This window comes from Mesorhizobium sp. M7A.F.Ca.MR.148.00.0.0 (assembly GCF_003997735.1).
Classification (GTDB): domain Bacteria; phylum Pseudomonadota; class Alphaproteobacteria; order Rhizobiales; family Rhizobiaceae; genus Mesorhizobium.
In genome coordinates this window covers 17,662-42,306 of the sequence record NZ_RZTB01000001.1, presented here as the reverse complement: position 1 = coordinate 42,306, position 24,645 = coordinate 17,662, and the positions used below count along the sequence as shown (strand labels likewise).

25 protein-coding genes are annotated in these 24,645 nt (G+C 62.1%); 18 read left to right on the top strand and 7 right to left on the bottom strand.

What is annotated here, in order from left to right:
- The first annotated feature begins 13 nt into the window (after window positions 1-13).
- From EOB49_RS00240 to fae, 5 genes are all read left to right on the top strand, one after another.
- Window positions 14-988: an ATP-grasp domain-containing protein gene (locus EOB49_RS00240; RefSeq protein ID WP_245472372.1), complete on the top strand. Its 975-nt coding sequence runs from the start codon at window positions 14-16 to the stop codon at window positions 986-988.
- On the top strand, window positions 985-1,941 hold the full coding sequence (gene mch, locus EOB49_RS00235) for a methenyltetrahydromethanopterin cyclohydrolase (RefSeq protein ID WP_127379798.1): 957 nt from the start codon (window positions 985-987) through the stop codon (window positions 1,939-1,941). Before EOB49_RS00240 ends, mch begins: the two co-directional genes overlap by 4 nt.
- Window positions 1,942-2,076: 135 nt before the next feature.
- Window positions 2,077-3,024, top strand: coding sequence for a RimK family alpha-L-glutamate ligase (locus EOB49_RS00230; protein WP_127379797.1), 948 nt, complete (start codon window positions 2,077-2,079; stop codon window positions 3,022-3,024).
- Window positions 3,025-3,035: 11 nt separating this feature from the next.
- Complete coding sequence (locus tag EOB49_RS00225) at window positions 3,036-3,896, top strand: triphosphoribosyl-dephospho-CoA synthase (protein ID WP_127379796.1); 861 nt, start codon at window positions 3,036-3,038, stop codon at window positions 3,894-3,896.
- Window positions 3,897-4,045: 149 nt separating this feature from the next.
- Window positions 4,046-4,552: a formaldehyde-activating enzyme gene (fae, locus tag EOB49_RS00220; protein WP_013532036.1), complete on the top strand. Its 507-nt coding sequence runs from the start codon at window positions 4,046-4,048 to the stop codon at window positions 4,550-4,552.
- Window positions 4,553-4,689: 137 nt separating this feature from the next.
- On the opposite strand, the gene EOB49_RS00215 is transcribed toward fae, so the two are convergent.
- Entirely contained in the window at window positions 4,690-5,484 is a 795-nt protein-coding gene (locus tag EOB49_RS00215) for a HisA/HisF-related TIM barrel protein (protein WP_245472370.1), read from the bottom strand.
- Between EOB49_RS00215 and EOB49_RS00210 the strand changes: the two genes are divergently transcribed.
- The gene (locus EOB49_RS00210) at window positions 5,434-6,471 is read left to right on the top strand and encodes a hydantoinase/oxoprolinase family protein (RefSeq protein WP_127379794.1); all 1,038 of its coding nucleotides are present in this window, start codon (window positions 5,434-5,436) and stop codon (window positions 6,469-6,471) included. The genes EOB49_RS00215 and EOB49_RS00210 overlap by 51 nt on opposite strands.
- Before the next feature lie 20 nt (window positions 6,472-6,491).
- On the opposite strand, the gene EOB49_RS00205 is transcribed toward EOB49_RS00210, so the two are convergent.
- From EOB49_RS00205 to EOB49_RS37225, 4 genes are read right to left on the bottom strand one after another with little or no spacing between them, the layout of a single operon-like run.
- Window positions 6,492-7,082 (bottom strand): DUF447 domain-containing protein, encoded by a 591-nt coding sequence (locus tag EOB49_RS00205; RefSeq protein WP_127379793.1) that lies wholly within the window; start codon window positions 7,080-7,082, stop codon window positions 6,492-6,494.
- 4 nt (window positions 7,083-7,086) lie between these two features.
- On the bottom strand, window positions 7,087-8,481 hold the full coding sequence (locus EOB49_RS00200; protein ID WP_127379792.1) for a DUF6513 domain-containing protein: 1,395 nt from the start codon (window positions 8,479-8,481) through the stop codon (window positions 7,087-7,089).
- Entirely contained in the window at window positions 8,474-9,025 is a 552-nt protein-coding gene (locus EOB49_RS00195; protein WP_127268111.1) for a flavoprotein, read from the bottom strand. Before EOB49_RS00195 ends, EOB49_RS00200 begins: the two co-directional genes overlap by 8 nt.
- A gap of 3 nt (window positions 9,026-9,028) precedes the next feature.
- A complete protein-coding gene (locus EOB49_RS37225; RefSeq protein ID WP_127379791.1) occupies window positions 9,029-10,858 on the bottom strand; it encodes a (5-formylfuran-3-yl)methyl phosphate synthase in 1,830 nt (609 codons plus the stop codon).
- Between the two features lie 250 nt (window positions 10,859-11,108).
- Here EOB49_RS37225 and EOB49_RS00180 point away from each other — a divergent pair, with 250 nt between their 5' ends.
- The 6 genes from EOB49_RS00180 to EOB49_RS00155 are packed head-to-tail and all read left to right on the top strand — an operon-like array spanning window position 11,109 to window position 16,150.
- The gene (locus tag EOB49_RS00180) at window positions 11,109-12,338 is read left to right on the top strand and encodes an ABC transporter substrate-binding protein (protein WP_127379789.1); all 1,230 of its coding nucleotides are present in this window, start codon (window positions 11,109-11,111) and stop codon (window positions 12,336-12,338) included.
- Window positions 12,339-12,359: 21 nt separating this feature from the next.
- The gene (locus tag EOB49_RS00175; RefSeq protein ID WP_127268107.1) at window positions 12,360-13,331 is read left to right on the top strand and encodes a YVTN family beta-propeller repeat protein; all 972 of its coding nucleotides are present in this window, start codon (window positions 12,360-12,362) and stop codon (window positions 13,329-13,331) included.
- A 29-nt stretch (window positions 13,332-13,360) separates the two neighbouring features.
- Window positions 13,361-13,804, top strand: coding sequence for a hypothetical protein (locus EOB49_RS00170; RefSeq protein WP_127269840.1), 444 nt, complete (start codon window positions 13,361-13,363; stop codon window positions 13,802-13,804).
- A gap of 56 nt (window positions 13,805-13,860) precedes the next feature.
- Window positions 13,861-14,649 carry an ATP-binding cassette domain-containing protein gene (locus tag EOB49_RS00165; RefSeq protein WP_127327532.1) on the top strand — a complete coding sequence of 263 codons (789 nt, stop codon included), beginning with the start codon at window positions 13,861-13,863 and terminating at the stop codon, window positions 14,647-14,649.
- Window positions 14,650-14,684: 35 nt separating this feature from the next.
- The gene (locus tag EOB49_RS00160; protein WP_050580490.1) at window positions 14,685-15,521 is read left to right on the top strand and encodes an ABC transporter permease; all 837 of its coding nucleotides are present in this window, start codon (window positions 14,685-14,687) and stop codon (window positions 15,519-15,521) included.
- A 32-nt stretch (window positions 15,522-15,553) separates the two neighbouring features.
- Entirely contained in the window at window positions 15,554-16,150 is a 597-nt protein-coding gene (locus tag EOB49_RS00155) for a hypothetical protein (RefSeq protein ID WP_245472368.1), read from the top strand.
- 16 nt (window positions 16,151-16,166) lie between these two features.
- Here EOB49_RS00155 and EOB49_RS00150 read toward each other — a convergent pair whose 3' ends face one another.
- Window positions 16,167-16,367: a hypothetical protein gene (locus EOB49_RS00150; protein ID WP_023810407.1), complete on the bottom strand. Its 201-nt coding sequence runs from the start codon at window positions 16,365-16,367 to the stop codon at window positions 16,167-16,169.
- Between the two features lie 201 nt (window positions 16,368-16,568).
- Window positions 16,569-17,507, bottom strand: a complete 939-nt coding sequence (locus EOB49_RS00145) for a LysR family transcriptional regulator (RefSeq protein WP_127319312.1) — start codon at window positions 17,505-17,507, stop codon at window positions 16,569-16,571.
- A gap of 124 nt (window positions 17,508-17,631) precedes the next feature.
- Here EOB49_RS00145 and EOB49_RS00140 point away from each other — a divergent pair, with 124 nt between their 5' ends.
- The 6 genes from EOB49_RS00140 to EOB49_RS00115 are packed head-to-tail and all read left to right on the top strand — an operon-like array spanning window position 17,632 to window position 24,641.
- A complete protein-coding gene (locus EOB49_RS00140; RefSeq protein ID WP_023810405.1) occupies window positions 17,632-18,678 on the top strand; it encodes a class 1 fructose-bisphosphatase in 1,047 nt (348 codons plus the stop codon).
- Window positions 18,679-18,686: 8 nt separating this feature from the next.
- Entirely contained in the window at window positions 18,687-19,559 is an 873-nt protein-coding gene (locus tag EOB49_RS00135; protein WP_027036917.1) for a phosphoribulokinase, read from the top strand.
- Between the two features lie 10 nt (window positions 19,560-19,569).
- A complete protein-coding gene (gene tkt, locus EOB49_RS00130; RefSeq protein ID WP_127379788.1) occupies window positions 19,570-21,582 on the top strand; it encodes a transketolase in 2,013 nt (670 codons plus the stop codon).
- Between the two features lie 11 nt (window positions 21,583-21,593).
- Window positions 21,594-22,673, top strand: a complete 1,080-nt coding sequence (gene fba / locus EOB49_RS00125) for a class II fructose-bisphosphate aldolase (protein WP_127379787.1) — start codon at window positions 21,594-21,596, stop codon at window positions 22,671-22,673.
- A gap of 21 nt (window positions 22,674-22,694) precedes the next feature.
- Window positions 22,695-24,188 (top strand): ribulose-bisphosphate carboxylase large subunit, encoded by a 1,494-nt coding sequence (locus EOB49_RS00120; protein ID WP_013532056.1) that lies wholly within the window; start codon window positions 22,695-22,697, stop codon window positions 24,186-24,188.
- Window positions 24,189-24,206: 18 nt separating this feature from the next.
- The gene (locus tag EOB49_RS00115; protein ID WP_013532057.1) at window positions 24,207-24,641 is read left to right on the top strand and encodes a ribulose bisphosphate carboxylase small subunit; all 435 of its coding nucleotides are present in this window, start codon (window positions 24,207-24,209) and stop codon (window positions 24,639-24,641) included.
- Window positions 24,642-24,645 lie beyond the last annotated feature (4 nt).

The window sequence follows — 24,645 nt, the reverse complement described above, 5'->3', positions numbered from 1 at the left end:
AGAACGTGCGACGATGCTGCCGGGCGACCTGCAGAGGGGCATCGACGGCGAGCGCATCGTCGACACGCTTCGGCGATTGGCTGGCGACGACCAGCCGGTCGCCATTATCCTGGGCTCAGGGTTTGAGCGGATGCCCGAGGCCGTGGACGAGATCGCGCGACACTTTCCGCTCGCAGGCAATGGCGGCGCCGCAATCCGCAGGATCAAGGATCCGCAGTTGCTGGCCGATGATTGCGCCGAACTTGGCATCCCGCATCCGCAATTGCGATGGGACCAGCCGCCTGATCGGGAGAACTGGGTGGTCAAGACCGCGGGCGGCGCCGGCGGCGGGCACGTCAGACGAGCAGCCGGAGAAAGCCCGACCGCCGGCCGCTATTTCCAGCGCTTCGTTGCCGGACGCAGCATTTCGGCCCTGTTCGTCGGCAACGGGCAAACCGCGCACGTCGTGGGCTTCAGCCAACAATGGACGTCCCCCTCCCCGACAGCGCCCTATCGCTATGGCGGCGCCGTGCGGTTGAGACGCTTCGATCGCAGACAGGCGGCGGTGATCGGCGGTTGGCTCTCAAGTCTGACGCGGCGCGCCGGCCTGGTTGGATTGTGCAGCGCCGATCTTATCCGCGGGCCGGACGGCTACAAGTTCATCGAAATCAATCCGAGGCCAGGCGCCACCCTGGACATTTTCGACGATGTCGACGCGCCATTGATCGAAGCGCATCTGCGCGCCGCGACGGGTCAGGTCTTCCGCTTGCCGCGCTTCGTCGATTCGATGGCGTCGATGGTGACTTACGCCGCGACGCCAATCACTCACTTTCCGTCGATCGCCTGGCCTGAATGGACAGCGGACCAGCAGTCGGCTGGCACCCGTCTGATTGCCGGCGACCCTGTCTGCACGGTCTTCGCGCGCGGGCCGAGCGCCCAATCGACCAAGCGACTCATCAAGGGACAAGCCAGTCAATTGCAACTCCAATGGGAAGGAGACCGGACATGAAAGACGGTTCGGCATTCCTGAACGACAATGCACAGCGCATCGTTGACGGCATGATCGGCGACGCCGAACGCCTGCGCATCGTCGTTTCCAGGGGGCCATTGGGCGAGCGCCTGATCGATGCCGGCGCCAAGACCGTAGGCAGCGTCGAAGCCGGGCTGCGCATGGCTGAGGCCGCGATGGGCGGTCTCGGCAGCGTTTCTGTGTTCATGGATCGCGCGTCACAGCAATGGCCGTTCACTGTCGAAGCGCGATCTTCGCAGCCGGTGCTAGCCTGCCTGGGCAGCCAATATGCGGGCTGGAACCTGTCTGGCCAGGACTATTTCGCGATGGGATCTGGGCCGGCGCGCGCCCTCGCCCGGGTCGAACCGCTGTTCGAAACACTTTCCTATCGCGACATCGCATCGTCCGCGGTGCTTATCCTTGAGACGGCCGAACCGCCTCCCCGCGCGATCGTTGAGAAAGTGGGCAAGGCAACTGGACTGGCGACGGAAAAGCTCACCTTCCTCTATGCGCCGACACAAAGTCTTGCCGGCGGCGTGCAGATCGTTGCGCGCGCGCTCGAGGTTGCCCTGCACAAGATCAACGATCTCAAATTCCCGCTGGAGAACGTTGTCGACGGCATCGGAACGGCTCCGATCCCCGCCCCCCATCCGGATTTCCTGACCGCCATGGGCCGAACCAACGATGCCATCATCTATGGCGGCAGCGTCCAACTCTTCGTGAAAGGATCGGCGAAAGAAGCTGGCAAACTCGCGGAAAAACTCCCAAGCAGCGCCTCACGGGACTATGGCCAACCTTTCGCTGAGATCTTCACGCGGTTCAAGGGCGATTTCTATGCCATCGACCCGCTGCTGTTCAGCCCGGCCGAAGTGATCGTGACAGCGATCGAAACCGGCGATACGTTTCGCGCCGGTCGACGTGATCTGGAAATGCTCGAACGGAGTCTCGGCTAAGAGGATGGCGGTGCAAAGGGATTCGTCCGTCATTCGCCTGCCCGACGACTGCATTTCGTGCAGCCCTGCCGCGGACGCGGCCATTGGGGCGCGGAATCGCTCACGCCTCCTAGGTTCCCGCACCCGAGGCGCCACATGATCCCTCGTATCCTGATCGTCAGCGACAAAGTGGACACTGGCTCGAACGGCCTGGCGGCAGGGCTTGGTCGGCGAGGCGCCGCCGTTGCAGCCGTGCCGCTGGCGGCGATCGCATTCGACACCAGCAGCCCGAGCGGGCTTTCGATCCCTGGCTTCGGCGGCACGCTGCCCGACGCCGTGGTCGTCCGTTCGATCGCCGCCGGATCGTTCGAAGCGATTACCCGGCGCCTCGGCGTGCTGCACGCGTTAAGCAGACTGTCGGTTCCCGTGTGGAATTCCGCGCAGGCGATCGAGCACTGCGTCGACAAGTCGATGACGACATTCCTCTTGAAAAATGCCGACCTGCCTACGCCACCCACCTTTGCCGTGGAAGGACTTGCTGCCGCCGCGGAGATCGCGGCGCAAGAGCTTCCGCGGGGGCCGCTGGTGCTGAAACCATTGTTCGGGGCGCAAGGCCGCGGGATAAAGCTGATCCGCACGCTCTCGGACCTGCCGGCTGCAGAAGAGGTGAACAGCGTCTACTACCTTCAGCAATATGTGCCGCGTGCCGGTCCGCCTTTCCGGGATTTTCGCGTCTTTGTCTGCGCCGGCGAGACCATGGCGATGATGAGCCGCATCAGCGACGACTGGATCACGAACGTCAACCGGGGCGGCGTGCCGGAACAGGTTTCCGATCATGGCAAGGCGGAACTGGCCTCGCTGGCTGTCGCTGCGTCAGCCGCGGTCGGCGCGGATTTTGCCGGCGTGGACATCGTGCGGGCTGACGACGGCAATCTGTTCATACTCGAAGTGAACAGCATGCCCGCCTGGTCGGGATTGCAATCGGTGGTCGCCGTGAATATCGCCGAGGCAATCGCCGATGCCTTGCTGAAACTCCTGGCCGACCGTGCCGAAGCGGCCGCCGCGCCGCGGCCCTACCGTTTTGCCGCGCCTGCGAATTCGTGAGGGCCGGTAGGATGGCGCTGTCGCGTGAACGCCTCCGGGCCAGCTACAAGGATGCCTGCAGGATGGAGATCGGAGCCCTCAAACCGGGCAACGTCCATCTGTTCGCCGACGGACACGGAATGTCCGCCGCCCAGTTCATGATGAGTGCGGAGGTTTCCTCCGGGCCGCTGACCGATCCTCGTCTGCCGGTCGGACAGCGCATGCTGGAGGCCGTGCGCGCGACCCGACTGGCGGTCGCAACCAATACCAATCTCGGAATCATCCTTCTGGCAGGGCCACTGATATGCGCCGCCGAAATGGGCGGTGACAGACTGCAGGACAATCTCGACTCGCTGCTTCGGGCTTTGAGCGTGCAGGATACCAAGGCGGTATTCGAGGCGATCGTCACGGCCGCGCCAGGCGGCCTGGGAGAAGCCGCCAACGATGTGCGGCAGGAGCCAAAGGTCCATTTGTTGGACGCGATGCGGGAGGCCGCCGACCGCGACATGATCGCCCGCCAGTACGGCAGCTGTTTCGGCGACGTGTTCGGGGTCGGGCTCGTTGCGCTGGATGGAGCGTTGGCACGTGGAGAAACCGGCATGTGGCCGACGGTATTCGTCTACATGGCGTTTCTCGCCGGCTTCCCCGACAGCCATGTGATGCGCAAGCACGGCGTTGACGTCGCAAATCAAGCGCGGCAGGAAGCCATTGCCGTTCAGGCGGCGCTCCATGCCGAGGGCGACGAGCCGTCGCGCATTCGCCTGCTCATGGAGTTCGACCGCCGGCTGAAGGCCGACAACATCAATCCCGGCACCTCGGCCGACCTCACCGTGGCTACTCTTTTAGTCCACACCCTCGCCCTCACCTTGCATAATCGCGGCGTTGGTGCTTGACTTCCAAAAGCGGAAGCTGTGCTTCCGCGGCTATCTAGCCAACCGGTCCGGGCAAATCCGGACGCTGCCAACAAGGATAGCTGTCCATCGAGCGCCTGCTCGGTTGCAGCGTCCGTGGACATCATAATTGTGTCTTGGAGGAAATTGGCATGGCAAAAATATCAAAGGTTATGGTCGGTGAATCGCTGGTGGGAGACGGCAACGAAGTCGCGCATGTCGACCTGCTCATCGGCCCGCGGGGGAGCGCGGTCGAAACGGCATTCTGCAACGCGCTTACCAACAACAAGGATGGCTTTACTTCGCTTTTGGCGGTGATCGCGCCCAATCTTCAATGCAAACCCAACACCGTGATGTTCAACAAGGTCACGATCAAGGGCGCCAAGCAGGCGGTCCAGATGTTCGGCCCGGCGCAGCACGCCGTGGCAAAGGCCGTGCAGGACAGCGTTGCGGACGGGACCATTCCGGCCAACGAAGCGGACGACGTGTTCATCTGCGTCGGGGTGTTCATCCATTGGGACGCGGCGGACGACGCCAAGATCCAGAAATACAATTACGAGGCGACAAAGGAAGCTATCCAGCGCGCCGTTGCAGGAACCCCGACCGCCGCCGAAGCAACGGCCCAGCGCGACAAGGTCAAGCATCCGTTCGCAGCCTAGACAAGAGACAGCCCCGCACAGGAAAAACCCTCTTCTGAGACGGATGGTCTGTTGCGCCGGCTGAAAAAAGTTCTGGGCTTTTGAAACGTCACCTCCCGAAGGGCGCACGTCCTTCGGGAGCCGACGAGCAACGATGATCAGGCGCCGAGTGATGCGAGGCGGCCGGGTGTGAGCGTAGCGTTGTGCAATGAGGTTGCGACCAGCGCCGCGGCGACACCCATCGCGGACAAGGCGCCGATGTCGGTCTCATCTCGGACGCCGCCGGCCGCGATGACAGTGCGATTTCCGGCCTTGGCCTTGACCTCCTGCAACCGCCCGAAGTCAGGGCCGGCGGCGGCACCGACCTTGGCCAGCGTCATGACAATCACCTTTTGCGGCCAAAGCTCGGGCTCTTCGAGAAGAGAACGCGGTCCGCAAAAACTATCGCCGATGAAATCAAGGGACAGGATGAGATCGGGATGATCGCGAAAACGCCGCAGCAACATGTCGTCCCGCTGCGATTCAGAGCCAAGAACAGGAGACAGGGAGCGTTCGGCAAGAGCCGCCAAAAGTGTCTTTTCGTCGGCCACGCCGGCATCGACCCAAAGTTCCGGCGGCTCCGCCATCGTCCTCAGCCGGGCGAGTGCGTCGCTGTTTGGCGCTCCGCCTTCGATAGCGTCCAGATCTGCGATGTAGAAGGTCGAAAAAGGATAAAGCCCACGCAGTCCTTCAGCGACCGCGACGACATCAGGGCTTCGGCTGAGAGGCGTAACGATCGGCCTGTAGCGATCGCGTTTTCCCTGCTGGGCGCGAACCACCACGCCGTCCTTCAGGTCGAGAACCGGAATGATACGCAACGCTTTTCTCACCGACCAATTGCCCCCGTCATGAAAGCTTGAAGCGTGGAAAAAAGAAAGGGCATCATTGCCGGTTTCGACATTGGCGGCGCGCATCTGAAGGTGACCCGCGCACAAGACGGTCGCATCGTTGAGGCGGTAACGATCGCAACGCCGCTCTGGCAAGGCCTGCACAAGCTGGCTTCAGCCCTCGACGAAACGGCTCCGATCTACGCGGGTGCGGATCTCAACGCATTCACCATGACAGGCGAACTGTCGGACATCTTTCCGTCCCGCGATGTCGGCGTAGCGGCTCTGCTGGGTCAGATTTCCACCCATTTCCCCACAGACAAAAAGCTGGTCTATGCCGGACCATCCGGTTTCGTCGGGGTCGAGCAGGCAGCGCAGTTAGGCGCCGATGTGGCTTCTGCCAATTGGCACGCGACAGCCTTGTTGGTGGCAAAACTCGCCGGCGATGCCCTGTTCGTCGACATGGGCTCAACCACCACCGATATCATTGCCATCAAGAACGGCGCCGTGGCCAATGACGGCTACACCGATGCCGGACGGCTTCTAACCGGCGAATTGGTCTATACCGGCTTTACCAGGACATTCCTGTTCGGCGTAGCCTCGTCGGCTCCCGTCCATGGCAGGCTAACGCCGCTGATGAACGAGTATTTCGCCTCGATCGCCGACGCGCATCGCATCCTGGGCGTGCTCGACGAGGACGACGACAGGCACCCTCCCGCCGACGGCAAGGAAAAGACCGTGGACGGCTCGATCGCGCGGCTGGCGCGCATGGTGGGGCGCGACGCCACTGACCTGACCCCGCCGGAATGGGGTGAAGTCGCGCGCTGGTTCAGCGAGCAGCAACTGCGCAAAGTGCACGATGCAGCGTCTCTGGTTGCCGGGACCTTGCCGCGGGATGTCCCGATCGTCGGGGCCGGAATCGGTCGCTGGCAGATCAGGCGACTGGCCGAACGCATGGAACGCAGCTACGTCGATTTCGCCGACATCATCCCCGCGGATGACACCGTTCGAGGGCAAGCGAGCAGCGCGGCACCTGCGTCCGCGGTGGCACTTTTGGCGGGATATCCTTCGTAAGCAGGTTGCGGCGCTCGCGCCTATGCTCGCGCGTCCTCGCTACCGGAACCTTTGGCGGTCAAGTGATCGCTGACACGCTGCATCAGCCAGCCCCAGGCTTCCTTTTCACCGTCGCCTGCTGTCTTTTCGATGGCGATCGAAAGGTAGGCGATTTCGGCCTCGATCTTGTCGCGCGGCAGCATGCCGAGCCGGCTGACCAGGATGGCCAGCTCAAGCACCGCCGCCTTGGCTCGGTTGAGGCCGGTGAACGGCGCAAGTGCTTCCTCCCGCACCACGCGGCAGAAATGGCGGGGGCGCACGCCATTGTCATCGACCGCCTGGACCTCGAGGCCCGAATACGCCAGTGCCGCCTCGAGCCGCGGCACCGGAAACCCGTCAACCGGAACGGTTGGCCAATGCTTGCGGCCTGTCAGGCAGCCGGCAAAGACACGCACGTCGTCGGTATAATTGGCAATGGCGAACGGCACTTCGGCGAGATTGTCGAGCGTGACCGACGGCCGGAAGGGCGCAATCACCCAGCCGTCATTCTCGGCGATAATGCCGATCGGCGCGATGTGGACGTTGCCTGCCTTGTTGACCGTCGTGATGATCGATTCGCGAATGTAGGGCATGGTCCTAGCGCTCTTTCCTTGCGCGGAGCGTCTGGCCCGGCTCGGCAAGACGGGTACGGTCGGTTTCGGGAGCCGGCGCGGCAACGCCCCATGCGAGCGGTTCGTCCTGCACATAACGCTTGCCGAGGCGCCACGCGATCTCCGCCTTCATCAGCTCCGCGCCGAGGTAAAAAGCGTGTGCGCCATCGGCGTTGACGTCCAGCCCGGCAAAAAGTTCGAACGCATCTGTGGCAACCGCATGCCCTTTGCTATTGAAAACATGGATGCCGTCCTCCGCTACCGCGATACGGAAGTTGGCGTCGCGCACCTGGGCCGCCAATGCCTCGATATCGTCGGTTGAGGCTGTGAAAGGCTTGCGATCGTGGACCTGCAACAGGCCTGGGTGATAGCCGCGCGGCAACGCGCCGTCCGTGCAAGCAGCCAACATGACGCGGCGGGCGATATCGTGCTCCTCGATCGTCCGCACCGTGTGTGGGCTGACATGCACCGCCAGCACGTTTCGGATCCGGAGTTCCGAGCAGAGTCCCGCTAGAACGGCCGTGACACCAGAACTGTCCGCGTCGGTCAATTCGGTGAGATTGCCGGTGCCCATCAGCAATTCGACGTCCGGCCAGCGGCGCCGCGCCTCGATGAAGCGCCCGAGTGAAACGGCGAAGCCGAAATGGATCGGGTCGAGCACGGGATCGGCAATGAAGGCAACGCCGGCCTTTAGCGCGGCTTCGATGGCCCGGCCGAGCGAATCCAGATCGCCAGGCGTGGACGGTATCAACACTGCCGTAGCCCCGTGGTCGAAGATCAACGGCAGCGTGTTCTCATCGAGGCTGAGAAGATAGTCCGCGCCGGCGCGTGCCCCGATCGTCAGTTCGTCCACGCTGGCCGAATCGACGCTGACCATAAATCCCCGTGCCTTGAGCGCTCGCACAGCCTCCGGCAGCAATGGAAACGGCGTCTCCGGCAGGCAGCCCAGATCGATGACATCGGCGCCGGCCGCGGCCAACATCGAGGCCCTCGCCATCAGCGCCTCGACCGACAGCATCGGCGCATCGACGATCTCGGCGAAGATGCGCATATCGTGACGCGTCAGATCCGGCGGTTTGCCCGCCCGGCCAAGGAAGGCCGGCAGGTCAGCGATCTCGTCGGGGCCGCGCACAAAGGGCACGCCGAAATGCTCCGACAGGTGCTCGATGTTGCCCCGATAGCGTCCGGGCAGGACGACGCGGCCGACGTCTCCTGTCAGAGTGAGCCGACGCTTCACAATGTCCTCGCTCATCAGCGCGGCGACCTTGACGCCGACGTCGACGATTTCCCACGCGAATTCGGTTTTTCCCAGCCCGGCAAGCAGCCGTTCCAGCCTCGCCTTGGCCAGATGGCCGGTAAGAAAAACCAGCCGCTCAGCCATCGCTTGCGAGTTCGGCCCGGCGCCGTGTGAGCGAGGCTTCGAGATCAGCGAGCGATTCGACCACCTGGGTCCGCTCGAAACTCTTCAACTGCTTGGTATTTTCCAGGTCGATCCTGCGCGGATAGACCTTGACCAGCCCGTGCGGTGCCTGGGTCTCGAGTTCCGGCGCGGTGTCGCAAGCAAAGACGATGGCTGGCACACGGCACTTTCCGGCTTGGGCAAAGACATTGGTGGCGAGCGTGTCCGAAATGCCATGCACGCATTTGGCGACCGTGTTGGACGTGGCCGGCGCCACCACGACCGTGTGATAGACACCGTGGTAGAATTCGCCGACAGGGATCGCACTCGCGGTCTTGTCGTGCAGCACGCGCGTCGTCTCCGGGAAATCAAGTTTAAGCTTGTACATGCGCAACACTTCGTTGGCAGCCTTCGACACGAAGACATCGCAATGTTCGAGTTGGCGAACAAGTGCGAAGCTCTCCGTAAAAAAATGCCCGGAACCCGTCAAAACCCATGCCCAGCGCGGCACATGCAGCTTCACCATCGGCTATCCCGCCTTCTTTGCCGACGACCCTGTTGAAGCCACGATCCTGGTGCCGGGCAGCTTGCCCAACGCGAGCATCGCGCCGGCCTCGGCAGCATCCTTCGGACCGGCGAGATGGAAATCGACGCCGTCGGGCAGCATGGCGGCAAAACCCGGGTCGACAATGCCTCGGGTCCTCAGGCTGTCAGCGGTATCGCCATCGAAGAATGCACCGGTCTGCTTGATAAGCAACAGCGCGTTTGCGCCAAGCTTGCCGGCAAGCCAGGCGGCCAGAGAATCGGAGGTAATGTCCCACGAGGCCGGAACATCCAGCGCCGGCAGTGCCAGTGACGACGGCAGCCACACCGGAACCTTGCCCGCCTCCAACGCTCGCCCAATCTCGTCCAACGACCGTGCCGGCGTCAGCCTTTCGTCCCGGTCGAGGATGACATGGCCGAACTGTTCCATGGCCAGGATCGCCATGGCATGTGCGGCGGTGTCGGAAAAATCCATGCGTGTCTGCGTCTTGCGCACATGATCGGCAAAGAGCCCTCCGCCGGGCACGATGACGATCGGCAGCCTGGAACCCGCCAGCGCTGCGATCCAGCTCTTCATCTCCGCCGCATGGGCCGTGCTGCCGCCAAGCTTGACGATGGCCCGTCGGAGCATTTCGGGGCGTTCCTGGCGCGGCCGGAAAACAACGCTCCGGTCTTTTCGGCCGGCAGTGCCGGAGGCAGCGCCGCGTCCCGCCGATTGGCGCTTGCGTTCGATCTCGACGCCGACACCGCCAGGGCCGAGCTCGAGCTTCTCCACCCTTACCGTGACACGCACGACACGCTGGTTCTCCAGGACGTGCGCTGCCACCTGCTCGGCCAAAGCCTCGCTGAGCTGGATATGTCCCCGCGCGACGATGGTGCGAATGCCGTCCATGATGATGTCATAAGAGAACACATGGCGCATGTCCTCGGGATGGTCCGTGATTTGCAGCACGTCGGCGGCCACATCAAAGCGCACTTTTTGAGTATGGCCATGCTCGAAGCTGTAGGCACCGATCTGGACCGGCAGAACAAAATCCCGCACAAAAATCCTGTCCGTGCCCAATGTCGGGTCGGTGTCCGGCGAATAGCCTCTCGCCGCCAACAGGCGATAGTCGATACTCGATTGACCGCCGGTCCCGGATTCCGCCGGGATCAACTCGCGAATCTGCGAGACCGCCTCGGCGCTGATCGAACTCGTGCGACCGGAATGGCCACACAGCGCCCCCCGAAAGCCGAGAAAATCTGGAGCGAAAGGCAATAGGCGCGGAATATCCGGAGCTTCCAGCGATCCACTCAGGCCGACCATCAGACCGAGCGATTTCGTTCGGTCGACGAATCCCGGAATACGCTCCGGCGGCAGATGATCGAGCAGCCGGCCCTTCCCCTTTTGCGCGGTATCGACCATCACGCCATGGAAGCGATGCCTGGCGAATATCGGCAGAAGCTCGAAGTCCGGCGCCAGATCGGCAAACAGCACGGCAATCAGCTTCGTTCGTGCGGCGAGCGGTTCGAGCGCCTGTGCGCAGGCAGAGATATTCGCCGAAGGGAAAAACCCGATCTTCACATAGTCGACGCCGGTCGCCGCGATCTCTTCGGCCTTGATGCGGATCGTTTCGGGTTCCATCGGCAGGTCGCCGCAGACCGCGCTGACCGGAGCCCGACCAGCGATGAACGAAATCGTTCGGCGCATGGTTTCCGTGGACACCGCGCCCAGAGCTCCCGCCTTCGGGTCCTTCAGGTCGACGATGTCGACACCTCCAGAAAGAGCGATCTCCGCCTCTTCGACGCCGGTGACGCTTGCCAGCATTCTGGTCATTTGAACAGTTTCTCCAGTTTGGAGGACAAGACGTTTTTATAGAGGCAGTCGATCCCCCTGCGCCACGTCTCGCCGGTGTTGCCATGCGAATCGACGCTGGCGACCTTCCGCACCGTTCTGGCAGGCGCGAAAAGTCTTCCGATAGGGTTTGATAAATTTTGCGGGTCGGCTAAGTTGATCATGGGCACCTTGACTTGGCGCGGGTCCGGCAACCGTCGAACCTTTGCGCAAGAATGGGTAATTACTATCGATGACGAGCGCGGTGCCAGGCACTCTCGCTGCCTTTTTGTGCTTTTTTTCCCTGACCGTCAACGTTTCCGACGCGACAGGCCAGGAAACGGTGGCGAAGCCGGAAAAAAAGACAACCGAAATCAAGATAGGCTATTTGCGGGCCTACGCACCGCAATTGACGCTTTCCATGCTCGACCTGCCGCCACGTAACGAAGGTGTCGCCGGCGCCGAGGTGGCGATCGGCGACAACAATACGACCGGAAAGTTCACCAACCAGAAATTCAGCCTCGACGTGACCGAGATCAAGCCCGACGGCGACGCGGTTCAGGCATTCGAAGGCATGATCGCCAAGGGCGACCGCTATGTGGTCGCCGATCTTTCAGCCAAACAATTGCTGTCGATCGCCGACATCGCCCGCGACAAAGGCGTGCTGATCTTCAACGTCGGCGCCACCGACGACAGCCTTCGCGAGGAGGACTGCCGCGTCAACGTTTTCCATGTCGCGCCGACGCGCAGCATGCTGGCCGATGCGCTGGCGCAGTATCTCATGGTGAAGAAGTGGCCGAATTGGGTGCTGCTCTATGGGTCGCATGAGCAGGATCGTCTCTACGCCGATGCGTTGCGCCGCGCGGCAACCCGCTTCGGCGGCCAGATCGTCGCCGAGAAGGAATTCAAGGATACGGGCACAGCCAGGCGCACCGACACCGGCGCCACGCAGATACAGCAGCAGATTTCCGTGTTCACGCAAGATCTCCCGGAGCATGACGTGGTGCTTGTCGCCGACGAAAGCGAGGTTTTCGGGACCTACGTGCTATATCGCACCTGGACGCCGCGGCTGGTCGCCGGCACGGCCGGTCTGGTTGCATCGTCGTGGCATCCCGCCAGCGAACAATGGGGCGGTATCCAGATGCAGAGCCGCTTCCTGAAGACGGCGAGCCGGCGGATGCTTTCAAAGGACATGTCGGCTTGGACGGCGGTGCGTGCCGTCGGCGAGGCCACCACGCGCACCAAGGGCGACGATGCGAAAAAGATCAGCGACTACATGCGCTCGGACGACTTTTCGGTTGCTGCTTTCAAGGGGCAGAAGCTGACCTTCCGCAAATGGAACCTCCAGCTTCGCCAGCCGATCTTGCTTGGCGATACCAAGTCCGTCGTCTCGACATCGCCACAAGAGGGCTATCTTCACCAGGTCTCCGAACTCGACACGCTCGGTGTCGATCAGCCGGAAACGAAATGCGCTCTCAAGTAGAGTCAATCGGGAGGAATTTGCGTGCAGAAACGAGCTTGCGCATTCGCCATTCTCGCGGCCGGCCTGACGGCCAGTCCGGCATCGGCCTATACGGCCTACGTTTCCAACGAGAAGGACAACACGATGACCGTTGTCGACACGGCGACGATGCAGGTGGTGAAGACAGTTGAAGTCGGCCAGAGACCTCGCGGCATCACCATCTCGCATGACGGCAAGTTCGTCTACCTATGCGCCAGCGATGACGATACGGTCCAGATCATCGATACCGCGACGCTTGAAATCGTCGGCACGCTGCCATCCGGCCCCGATCCCGAATTGTTCGTGCTCTCGCCGGACGGCAAGACGCTTTATGTCGCCAATGAGGACGATAATCTCGTCACCGCCATCGACGTCGAAAGCAAGCAGGTCCTGGCCGAGATTCCTGTCGGCGTAGAACCGGAAGGCATGGGTGTCAGCCCCGATGGCAAGACCATGGTCAACACCTCCGAAACCACCAGCATGGCGCATTTCATCGACACCAGCACGCATGAGGTGACCGACAACGTGCTGGTCGACACGCGCCCGCGCTTCGCCGACTTCAAGCCCGACGGCTCGCAGGTCTGGGTCAGCGCCGAGGTCGGTGGCACTGTCAGCGTCATCGACAACGCCAAACGCGAAGTGGTGAAGAAGATCCAGTTCGCGATTCAGGGACTGCGGGCCGAAACCATCCAGCCGGTAGGCATCGCCATCACCGCCGATGGTAAGAAAGCCTATGTCGCGCTCGGCCCGGCGAACCATGTCGCGGTGATCAATACCGACACCTACGAGGTGGAGAAATACATCCTCGTCGGCCAGCGTGTCTGGCATCTGGCCTTCACGCCCGACCAGAAAACGCTGATCACCACGAATGGCAATTCCAACGATATCACCTTCATCGACACGGCCACCGACGAGCCGGTCCAATCGCTCACTGTGGGCCAGCAGCCCTGGGGTGTGGTCATTTCGCCCAAATAGCAGACATTGATCATCGGGAGGCTCAAGACATGAAACTTTTCCGCAGGTTTTTCTTCGCCGCGCTCGCCGGATTCGTCCTTGCTCCGACCGGAGCAAGCGCCGACGACGCAACACCAAAACCGTCGCGTGCCAGCAAGAACCTGCCGGAACTGATTATTGGTTCGGCCGATTCCACTTACGCCGTCAATCAGAAGGATTTCGAGCTGATCGCCGGCCAGGGCTATCGCTGGAAGATCACCTCCAAGGGCGGTTTCGAATACAAGTTCGTCACCGACCTCTTCCGCAATGTCTGGATGGACCAGATCGTCATCAACGATTTGGAAGTGCATATGGACGGCGGACCAGCCTGGCTGGAATTCGACGACGCGGGAACGATCCAGGTGCAGTTCCATACCGTTCGCCCGGGCGAATATACCTGGTCGGTTCCCGACCTTGCCGACAAGGGACTGAAGGGCAAGATTACGATCAAGTGAGACAAAAGGCGATCAAGGCGCCAGATAGCCAACGCGTCCTGAAGGAGCGGCCCGGCATGCAGCATATGAGGACAAGCGGTCCGGGAGAAGAGGTGGCGGCGCTCGATGTCGGTGCCGTCAGCCATTCCTATGGCCAGAAGCGGGCGCTCAACGACGTCTCCTTCTCGATCGCGCCGGCGACTTTCACCGTTCTGCTCGGCCTCAACGGGGCCGGCAAGACAACGCTGTTCTCACTGATAAGCCACCTCTACGACACGCGTCACGGATCGATCCGCATCTTCGGCCATGACATTCGCCGCGCATCCGGCGAAGCACTCAGACGCGTCGGCATCGTGTTCCAGGCACGCACGCTCGACCTCGACCTCAGCGTCTACCAGAATCTCTCATACCACGCCTCGCTGCATGGCATTGGCGGACGCGACGCTCGCCAGCGCATTGCCGCGCTGCTTGAAGCGGTCGACATGCAGGGCCGCCAGCATGACAAGGCACGCAGCCTCTCCGGCGGTCAGATGCGGCGCATCGAAATCGCCCGGGCGCTGTTGCACCGCCCTTCCCTGCTCCTGCTTGACGAGGCGACCGTAGGCCTCGACATCGAGTCTCGCGCGGGCATCCTCGCCACCATCCGCAAGCTCGTCCAAGCCGAGGGCATCGGCGTGCTCTGGGCCACGCATCTGATCGACGAAGTCGAAGACGCCGACCATGTCGTCATACTGCGGCGGGGTGATCTGGTCGCGAGCGGCAAGGTGTCGGATGTGATCCGTGCGAATGGTGGAAGTTCGATTCGCGAAACCTTTTCGAAGCTCAGCCGCGTCGATGCGGCGGGCATGGCGGAGACGTCGCCATGAGCGCTCCTGCGATGCCTGGAAAGCTCGCCGGCATCATGCCAGTGCGGTCTGAACCATTCGGCCTGCGCCACTATCTCATTTGCCTGAAAGGCGTCGTCCTGCGCGAATGCCTGCGCTTCCTGCACCAGCGCGAACGCTTTATTTCCTCGCTGGTCCGGCCGCTCGTCTGGCTGTTCATCTTCGCCGCCGGCTTTCGCCAGGTGCTCGGCGTGTCGATCATCCCACCCTATAAGACCTATGTGCTTTACGAGGTCTATATCACGCCGGGCCTTTGCGGCATGATCCTGCTGTTTTCCGGCATGCAGTCTTCGCTGTCGATGGTCTACGACCGCGAGATGGGCAACATGCGCATCCTGCTGGTCAGCCCGTTTCCGCGCTGGTTCCTGCTGGTGTCGAAGATGCTCGCCGGCGTGGCCGTATCGATCGTGCAGGTCTACGCGTTCCTGATCGTTGCCTGGTTGTGGGGCGTCAAGGCGCCGCCACTCGGCTACCTCTATGTGCTGCCGGCACTGTTCCTGTCGGGCATGATGCTTTGTGCGCTCGGCATGCTTTTGTCTTCGCTGATCAAGCAGCTCGAAAACTTCGCCGGCATCATGAACTTCGTCATCTTTCCCGGCTATTTCGCGTCTCCGGCGCTGTATCCCTTGTGGCGCATCCAGGAGGCGAGCCCGCTGCTCTACAAAATCTGCCTCTGCAACCCGTTCACCTATGCCGTCGAACTGATCCGCTTTGCCTTCTACGGGCAGATCGAATGGCTGTCGCTGGGCGTCGTGGCCGGCTGCACGCTGCTGTTTCTGGGCGGCGCCATTATCGCATACGACCCTTCGCGCGGTTTGGTGATCCGCAAGCAGGACATGGGAGGAAACGCCTGATGGCGCGAATGAGACTTGTTCACACTCTCGTTGTGGTCGCCACGCTTGGCTCGATGGGAGGCGCCGGCGCGGCAAACACCGATCCCGACTGGCCCTGCATACAGCGTAAGGTGCCACGGCTCTCGCTTGGCCAGATCTGGAATGGGCCGGAGCTTCCTGCGACCGCGAAAGATTGGGCGAAGGATGCCCGTGTGTCGGCGCTTGTCGAAGCGGTGGCGGCCCGGCGGACGCCGATTGCCGAAGCCCAAAAAGAGATCAAGGATTTCGCGACTTCCCTGCCGGCCGAGCAGGTCGCACCAAAAATGACGATGCTGGTGCAGGGAATGTTCGACCATATGGACGCCGAGCGTTCGCACGTGATCTCCGGCATCTCCCGCTATGCGCACAAACAGCTCGAAATGGCGGCACAGTTGCGTAAGGAAGCATCCGAAGTCGACGCGCTGCGCGCCAAGGCCGATGCGGATCCGGACGAAGTCGAACGGCGAACCGACCAACTGAATTTCGCGACGCGAATTTTCACCGAACGGGTCCAGTCGCTGACTTATGTCTGCGATGTGCCCACGATAATCGAGCAGCGGCTTTACCAGTTGTCGAAGACCGTCTCGGAAACGCTCGTCGTCAAGAAATAGACCTTGGCCGCCTGCCTCATGACCCCCTGCCAGGCAGCACACGCCAGCGCTGCACGAAATAACCGGGATGCGTCTCGATCCACCGAGCCACCAGCGGCTGCGCCTGCATGAAGGCAGTCCCGGGATTCATCGCCAGACCGTCTACCATTTGTTCGCGTTGTTCGCAGGTCCGCGGTACATCCGTCAGACAGACCATCATAACGAGTGTGTAAAGCATTACCCCTTTTCCCCATCGAATTCCCGAACCCTACCCGGGAGGTTTCCGAACAGTCTGCAGGGGTTGCACATACAGATCGCTTACGGGTGTGAAAGGACGTGGCCCCCGCTCTTTCGCACTGCAACATAACATATCGCTTATATAACACCAACGATCGCGGGCGTTCTCCACCGGACTTTCATCCGTTGCGTTCGTGCAATGTCATCCCGCCTTGTCTGGATACAGCTTTCCGAAAAGGGGCAGGTACATCGCGCCCTTGCGCATCAGGAAATCGTTGAACGTGGCCATGGCCGGCGAGATTGCGTGATCGGTTCGCATCACTGAGAACCATTGCCGGCGGATCGGCATGCCGACAACGTCGAGGATGACAAGCCGGCCTGCTTCGGTTTCCGCAGCGATGGTGTGGGCAGAGATGAAGGCGATGCCCAGGCCGGCCATGACCGCCTGCTTGATCGTTTCGTTCGACGCCATCTCGACACCGAGATCGTCGATGCGGCCAGGCACGTCGCTCAGGAATATTTCCAGCGAGATGCGGGTTCCGGAGCCGGGCTCGCGAATAAGGAAATGCTCCTCCGCGATGCGCTCCTTGGAGATATCTCGCGCCGCGACCAACGGATGGTCTGGCGGCGCGATGATGACCAGCGGGTGATCGCCGAAGACCGAAGCACGCACCGGGACCTCTTTCGCCGGGCGCCCCATCAGCGCGATGTCGATGTCGTGGTTCCTGAGGTTGTCGATCGTCTGGGCGCGGTTGCCGATGGCAAGCCGCATGTCGATGTCGGGATGGTCCTTCATGAACGCAGCCATCAGCCGCGGCGCGAAATATTTGGCGGTGGAAACGACGCCGAGCCTCAGGCTGCCGGTGCGTACGCCCTTGATGGCATCCATCTTGTCTTCGAGCAAACCTAGATGCTCCTCGATAACCTGCGCTGTCTCGACGAAAGCCCGACCTGCGGCAGTGGGACGCATGCCGTCCGACGTTCGGTCGAACAGAGCCAGCTGGAATTCTTCCTCCACTTGCCGCAACTGGATTGTCAGTGCTGGAGGAGACAGACCTAACATCTTGGCCGCGCTGACAATTTTGCCGCACTTGATGATTGCCTGGACGGTCTTGAAATGCTTGAGCGTGAGGTTCCTCATGCCGCATACTAAATTATTTTTACTAGCTAAGTAAGGTTATTGAATTTTACTTATCTCCCGACGTTTGTTTCCATTCCTCCAGTCCAGCCGCTCCGAGGAGATGCGGCCGGACCGGGAGGTTACGATGCCAGCGGCAACGCTCGACGCTTTTCTGAACTCCTATCTCGGCCAGCCTGACGAATTCCGCTCGGCAGTTGTGACGACCGTCCGTCAGTTGACACAGGCCGCCATCAAGGTCCGCAACACCATCAATCAAGGGGTGCTCGGCGCCGCCTTTGCCGAAACCCGTGGCGCCAATGCCGATGGCGACGTCCAGAAGGATCTCGACGTCTTCTCCGACGACATCTTCCTCGACGCCATGCGCCGGGCGCCTGTCGCGCTTTACGCCTCCGAGGAACTGGAGCAGCCGGTCCTGCTCGACAGGCAAGCGCCACTCGCCATCGCGATCGACCCGCTCGACGGCTCTTCCAACATCGACACCAACGTCTCGATCGGAACGATCTTCTCGCTCCTGACCGCAACTGGCGCGCCGGACGCTGATCCGGCCGCCTCTTTCTTGCAGGCGGGCGTGAACCAGCTAGGCGCTGGTTTCTTCATCTATGGGCCGCAGCTGGCACTCGTCCTGTCGCTCGGCAGCGGCACGCATGTCTTCGTCTTCTCGACAAGGCTCGGCACCTTCGTCCAGGCCTATGAAAGCCGGATCATTCCGCAACGCACTCAGGAATTCGCCATCAACGCCGCCAACTACCGGCACTGGGACGAGGCCGTGCGGCTCTATGTCGACGACTGCCTGGAGGGCACCGAAGGACCGCGCGAGAAGGATTTCAACATGCGCTGGATCGCCTCTCTGGTTGCCGACTGTTACCGCATATTGATGCGCGGCGGCGTTTTTCTCTACCCCGGCGATCGGCGCAAGGGCTATGGTCAGGGACGGCTGCGCCTCGTCTACGAGGCCAACCCGATCGCCTATCTCATAGAACAGGCTGGTGGTGCCGCCACCGATGCAATCAACCGAATCCTGGAAATCGAACCCGAGAGCCTGCATCAGCGCGTGCCGATGATCTTCGGGTCGGCGCGGGAAGTCGCGCGCATCACCCGCTACCACACAGAGCCGAGCAACATCGGCGAGCGTGCGCCGCTGTTCAGCCGCCGCGGCCTGTTCAGAGCCTGAGCAGCACCATGTCAGCCAAGCACCCCATCATCACCATCACCGGGTCGTCGGGCGCCGGCACGACCTCGGTCAAGCGCATCTTCGATCTGATTTTCCGGCGCGAGAACATCGAGGCCGCTTTCATCGAAGGCGACGCCTTCCACCGCTACGATCGCGCGGCGATGAAGGCAAAGGTGGCTGAGGAGGAAAAGGCCGGCAACCCGAACTTCACCCATTTCAATGCCGCGGCCAACGAACTCGGAATTCTCGAAGAGGTGTTCGCGGAATATGGCCGCCGCGGAACCGGCAAGACCCGCACCTACATTCACGATGAGGAAGAGGAAAAGCAGCACGGCACGCCACCGGGAACCTTTACCGAATGGCGCGAATTCGCTCCCAGCGACCTGCTCTTCTACGAGGGACTGCACGGCTGTGTCGTCACCGACACGATTAATCTAGCCAAGCATGCGGATCTCAAGATCGGGGTCGTGCCGGTCATCAATCTCGAATGGATCCAGAAGATCCATCGCGACCGTTCGACACGCGGCTATTCCACCGAGGCGGTGATGGACGTGATCCTGCGCCGGATGCCCGACTATGTCCGCTACATCGTCCCGCAATTCTCGCAGACCGCCATCAACTTCCAGCGCGTGCCGATCGTCGACACGTCCAACCCGTTCATCGCGCGCTGGATCCCGACGCCCGACGAATCGATGCTGGTTATCCGCTTCGCCAATCCGCGCGGCATCGATTTTCCGTATCTGCTGTCGATGATCCACGACTCGTTCATGTCGCGGCCAAATTCCATAGTGGTGCCAGGCAACAAGCTCGATCTTGCCATGCAACTGATCCTGACGCCGCTCATCCTGCAATTGATTGAACGCAAGAGCCGTGTGTCGTGAGGAGGATGCAATGACCAGCCAAACAGCACTGAAGCCCGTCACCACAACCGCTCCCGTCTCGGAGCGCGACATGGCGAACGCCATTCGAGCGCTGGCGATGGACAGCGTCCAAAAGGCGAATTCGGGTCACCCTGGCATGCCGATGGGCATGGCCGACGTCGCAACGGTGCTGTTCAACCGCTTCATCAATATCGATCCGTCGAGGCCGGACTGGCCCGACCGTGACCGTTTCGTGCTTTCAGCCGGCCACGGCTCGATGCTCCAATACGCGCTGCATCATCTGCTCGGCTATGAAGACATGCAGATCGAGGAATTGCAGCGATTTCGGCAGTTGGGCAGCCGCACCGCCGGACATCCGGAATACGGCCATGCGCTTGGCGTGGAGACCACCACCGGACCGCTCGGACAGGGCATTTCCACGGCGGTCGGCATGGCGCTGGCGGAACGCATGCTTGCCGCCCGCCACGGTGCCGATCTGGTCGATCATCATACCTATGCCATTGCGGGCGACGGCTGCCTTCAGGAGGGCATCAGTCACGAGGCGATAGACCTCGCTGGTCACCTGAAGCTTTCCCGCCTGATCGTCTTCTGGGACGACAATGCGATTTCCATTGACGGGCCGACCTCCCTCTCCACGTCGATGGACCAGCCGGCGCGCTTCAAGGCCGCCGGCTGGGATGTCCAAAGTGTCGCCGGGCACGACATGGAGGCAGTCGCCGCGGCAATCGAGGCGGCGCGGCGGTCGGATCGGCCATCGCTGATTGCCTGCCGCACAGTGATCGGCATGGGTGCCCCCAATCTCGGCGGTTCGGAGAAGACGCACGGCGCACCGCTGGGTGAAGCAGAGATCGCCGCGACACGCGAAAACATCGGCTGGGCGCACGCGCCGTTCGATGTGCCGGATGATATCCTTTTCGCCTGGCGCGAGATTGCCGGTCGCGGCGAAGCAATGCGGCGCGCATGGGAGCAGCGGCTTGCCGCCTCACCGCGGCGCGAGGCTTTTGAAAACGCCGTCGCCGCCGAACTGCCTGATACGGTCTTCGACGCGCTCGACGCCTTTCGTCGCGAACATGTCGAGAAGGCAACCAAGGTGGCGACGCGAAAAGCCTCCGAAATGGCGCTGGAGGCCATCAACGGCGCAACGGAGTTGACCGTCGGCGGCTCGGCCGATCTGACGCATTCGAATCTGACGATCACCAAGGGCATGAACCGCATTGCACCGGGTGACTATGCCGGCCGCTATATTCACTACGGCATTCGTGAGCACGGCATGGCGGCCGCCATGAACGGCATCGCGCTGCATGGCGGTTTCGTGCCCTATGGCGGTACGTTCCTGTGCTTCGCCGATTATGCGCGCGGCGCGATGCGGCTCTCGGCGCTCATGGGCCAGCGCGTCATCTATGTGATGACACACGATTCCATCGGCCTCGGCGAGGACGGCCCGACGCACCAGCCGGTCGAGCACCTTGCGATGCTGCGTGCCACGCCTAATCTCAACGTCTTCCGCCCGGCGGATGTCATCGAAACGGCGGAGTGCTGGGAACTCGCGCTAAAGAGCAAGGATCGGCCGAGCGTCCTGGTGCTGTCGCGCCAGAACCTGCCGATGCTGCGTCGGTCGCACAGCGACGAGAACCGCTCCTGCCAGGGCGCTTACATCCTGCGGGAGCCGGCAAGGCACCGCGCCGTCACCCTGATCGCCACCGGCTCGGAGGTCGAGATCGCGGTTGCTGCCGCCGAAAGGCTGGAGACCGAGCATGGCGTCGCCGCCGCCGTCGTGTCGATGCCGTGCTGGGAGCTTTTCGAGGAGCAGGAAAGCGCCACCCGCAAGGCCGTCCTCGGCTCGGCGCCGCGCGTCGCGGTCGAAGCGGCAGCCCGGCTGGGCTGGGACCGCTGGATCGGCGAGACCGGTGCTTTCGTCGGCATGACCGGCTTCGGCGCCAGCGCCCCTGCCCCCGACCTCTACCGGCATTTCAACATAACGTCCGAAGCGGTTGCTGCAGCGGCGCTGAAGCTCATCATCTAGGAGGATTCACAATGGCTCGCATCACCCTTCGCCAGCTTCTCGACCATGCCGCCGAGCACGGCTACGGCGTACCGGCATTCAACATCAACAACATGGAACAGGGCCTCGCCATCATGGAAGCGGCCAAGGCCTGCGACGCGCCTGTCATCATCCAGGCTTCGCGTGGCGCCCGATCCTATGCCAACGACATCATGCTGGCCAGGATGATGGAGGCGCTGACCGAAATCCACCCGGCCATCCCGCTATGCATCCATCAAGACCACGGCAACAGCGAGGCCACCTGCCTTTCCGCGATCCGCCACGGCTTCACCTCGGTGATGATGGACGGATCCTTGATGGCGGACGCCAAGACGCCGGCCAGCTACGACTACAACGTCGCCATAACCGAACGCGTCGCACGCATGGCGCATTGGGTCGGCGCTTCCGTCGAAGGCGAACTGGGTGTGCTCGGCTCGCTGGAAACCGGTCAAAGCGAGGCAGAGGATGGCCACGGCGCCGAAGGCGCGCTTTCCAACGACCAGTTGTTGACCGATCCCGATCAGGCGGTCGACTTTGTGACCGCAACCCAGGTCGACGCGCTGGCGATCGCCTGCGGCACCTCGCACGGCGCCTACAAATTCACCCGCAAGCCGGACGGCGACATCCTGGCCATGCAGGTGATCGAGGCGATCCACGAAAAGCTGCCCAACACGCATCTCGTCATGCACGGCTCTTCCTCGGTGCCGCAGGAGTTGCAGGACATCATCAACAGATACGGCGGCGAGATGCCCCAGACCTTTGGCGTTCCGGTCGAGGAGATAGAGCGCGGCATCCGCTACGGCGTGCGCAAGGTCAACATCGACACCGATTGCCGCATGGCCATGGCCGGGCAGTTCCGCCGCGTCGCGACGGAAGACCCGCGCGAGTTCGATCCCCGTAAATTCCTGAAACCCGCCATGGACGCCTTGCGCGACCTTTGCCGGGACCGGTTCGAGCGTTTCGGCACGGCGTCCAACGCCTCGAAGATCAAGGTCATCGCCATGGACGAGATGGCGAAACGTTACGCCGCGGGAAAACTCGATCCCCATATCGCAACCGCGAAAGCCGCCTGAGCAATAAACAGGAGACCTGTCATGAACAAGATCGACATACTGCCAGCGGGAACGCTCAAGGAAGGCAAGGAACGCTACAAGTCAGGGGTCATCCCCTACAAGAAGATGGGCTACTGGGAGCCGGACTACAGGCCCAAGGAAACCGATCTGATCGCCATGTTCCGGATCACGCCGCAACCCGGTGTCGACCACGAGGAGGCGGCGGCGGCCATCGCCGGTGAATCCTCCACCGCGACGTGGACCGTGGTGTGGACCGACCGACTGACCGCGTGCGAGCTCTATCGCGCCAAGGCGTTCAGATCCGAGCCGGTGCCGAACACCGGTCCCGGAACCAAGACCGAGCAACAGTACTTCGCCTACATCGCCTACGACCTCGACCTGTTCGAGCCGGGCTCGATCGCCAATCTGACCGCATCGATCATCGGCAATGTGTTCGGCTTCAAGGCAGTCAAGGCGCTGCGGCTGGAAGACATGCGTATCCCGGTGGCGTACCTCAAAACCTTCCAGGGGCCGGCGACCGGTATCGTGGTGGAGCGTGAGCGGCTCGACAAGTTCGGCCGGCCGCTGCTCGGCGCGACGACGAAGCCGAAGCTCGGCCTGTCGGGACGCAATTACGGGCGCGTCGTTTACGAAGCGCTGAAGGGCGGCCTCGACTTCGTCAAGGACGACGAGAACATTAACTCGCAGCCCTTCATGCACTGGCGCGACCGCTTCCTCTACTGCATGGAGGCCGTGAACAAGGCGTCGGCCGCCACCGGCGAGGTCAAAGGACATTATCTCAACGTCACCGCCGGCACGATGGAGGAGATGTACGAGCGCGCCGAATTCGCCAAGCAGCTTGGCTCCTGCATCGTCATGATCGACCTCGTCATCGGCTACACGGCGATCCAGTCGATGGCCAAGTGGGCGCGCCGCAACGACATGATCCTGCACCTGCACCGTGCCGGCAACTCGACCTATTCGCGCCAGAAGAACCACGGCATGAATTTCCGCGTCATCTGCAAATGGATGCGCATGGCCGGCGTCGACCACATCCATGCCGGCACGGTGGTCGGCAAGCTGGAAGGCGACCCGCTCATGATCAAGGGATTTTATGACACGCTGCGCGAGGAGCGCACGCCGCAGAACCTCGAAACCGGGCTGTTCTTCGATCAGGAATGGGCCTCGCTCAACAAGGTGATGCCCGTCGCCTCGGGCGGCATCCATGCCGGCCAGATGCACCAGTTGATCCACTATCTCGGCGAGGACGTCATCCTGCAGTTCGGCGGCGGCACGATCGGCCATCCGGACGGCATCCAGGCTGGCGCGACAGCCAATCGCGTCGCCTTGGAAGCGATGATCCTGGCCCGCAACGAGGGGCGCGATTATTTGCGCGAAGGGACCAAGATCCTCGAACAGGCGGCCAGATGGTGCACGCCGCTGAAGGCTGCCCTGGAGACCTGGAAGGACGTCACCTTCAACTACGAATCGACCGACACGGCCGACTTCGTGCCAACCGCAACGCCCAGCTTCTAGACGAAAGGAACCGTCGTCATGATGACCAATCCGGGAAACAAGGTCACGCAGGGACAGTTCTCGTTCCTGCCCGACCTGACCGATGAGCAGATTTCGGCGCAGATCAAATACGCGCTAAAGAACCATTGGGCGGTCAGCGTCGAGTACACGGACGATCCGCATCCGCGAAATACCTATTGGGAAATGTACGGCAACCCGATGTTCGACTTGAAAGATCCGGCGGGCATACTGCTCGAGGTCAACGCTTGCCGGAAAGCCTGTCCGAACATGTATGTGCGGGTAACCGCCTTCGATTCGACCAAGGGCTGGGAAGCGCCGCGCATGTCGTTCATTGTCAACCGGCCGCCCAGCGAACCCGGGTTCCGGCTGCTGCGCCAGGAGCGCGACGGCCGCAGCCAGGGTTATTCGATCGTGCCTTATGCGACCGACAGGCCCGAGGGCGAGCGGAGCTAGCTGA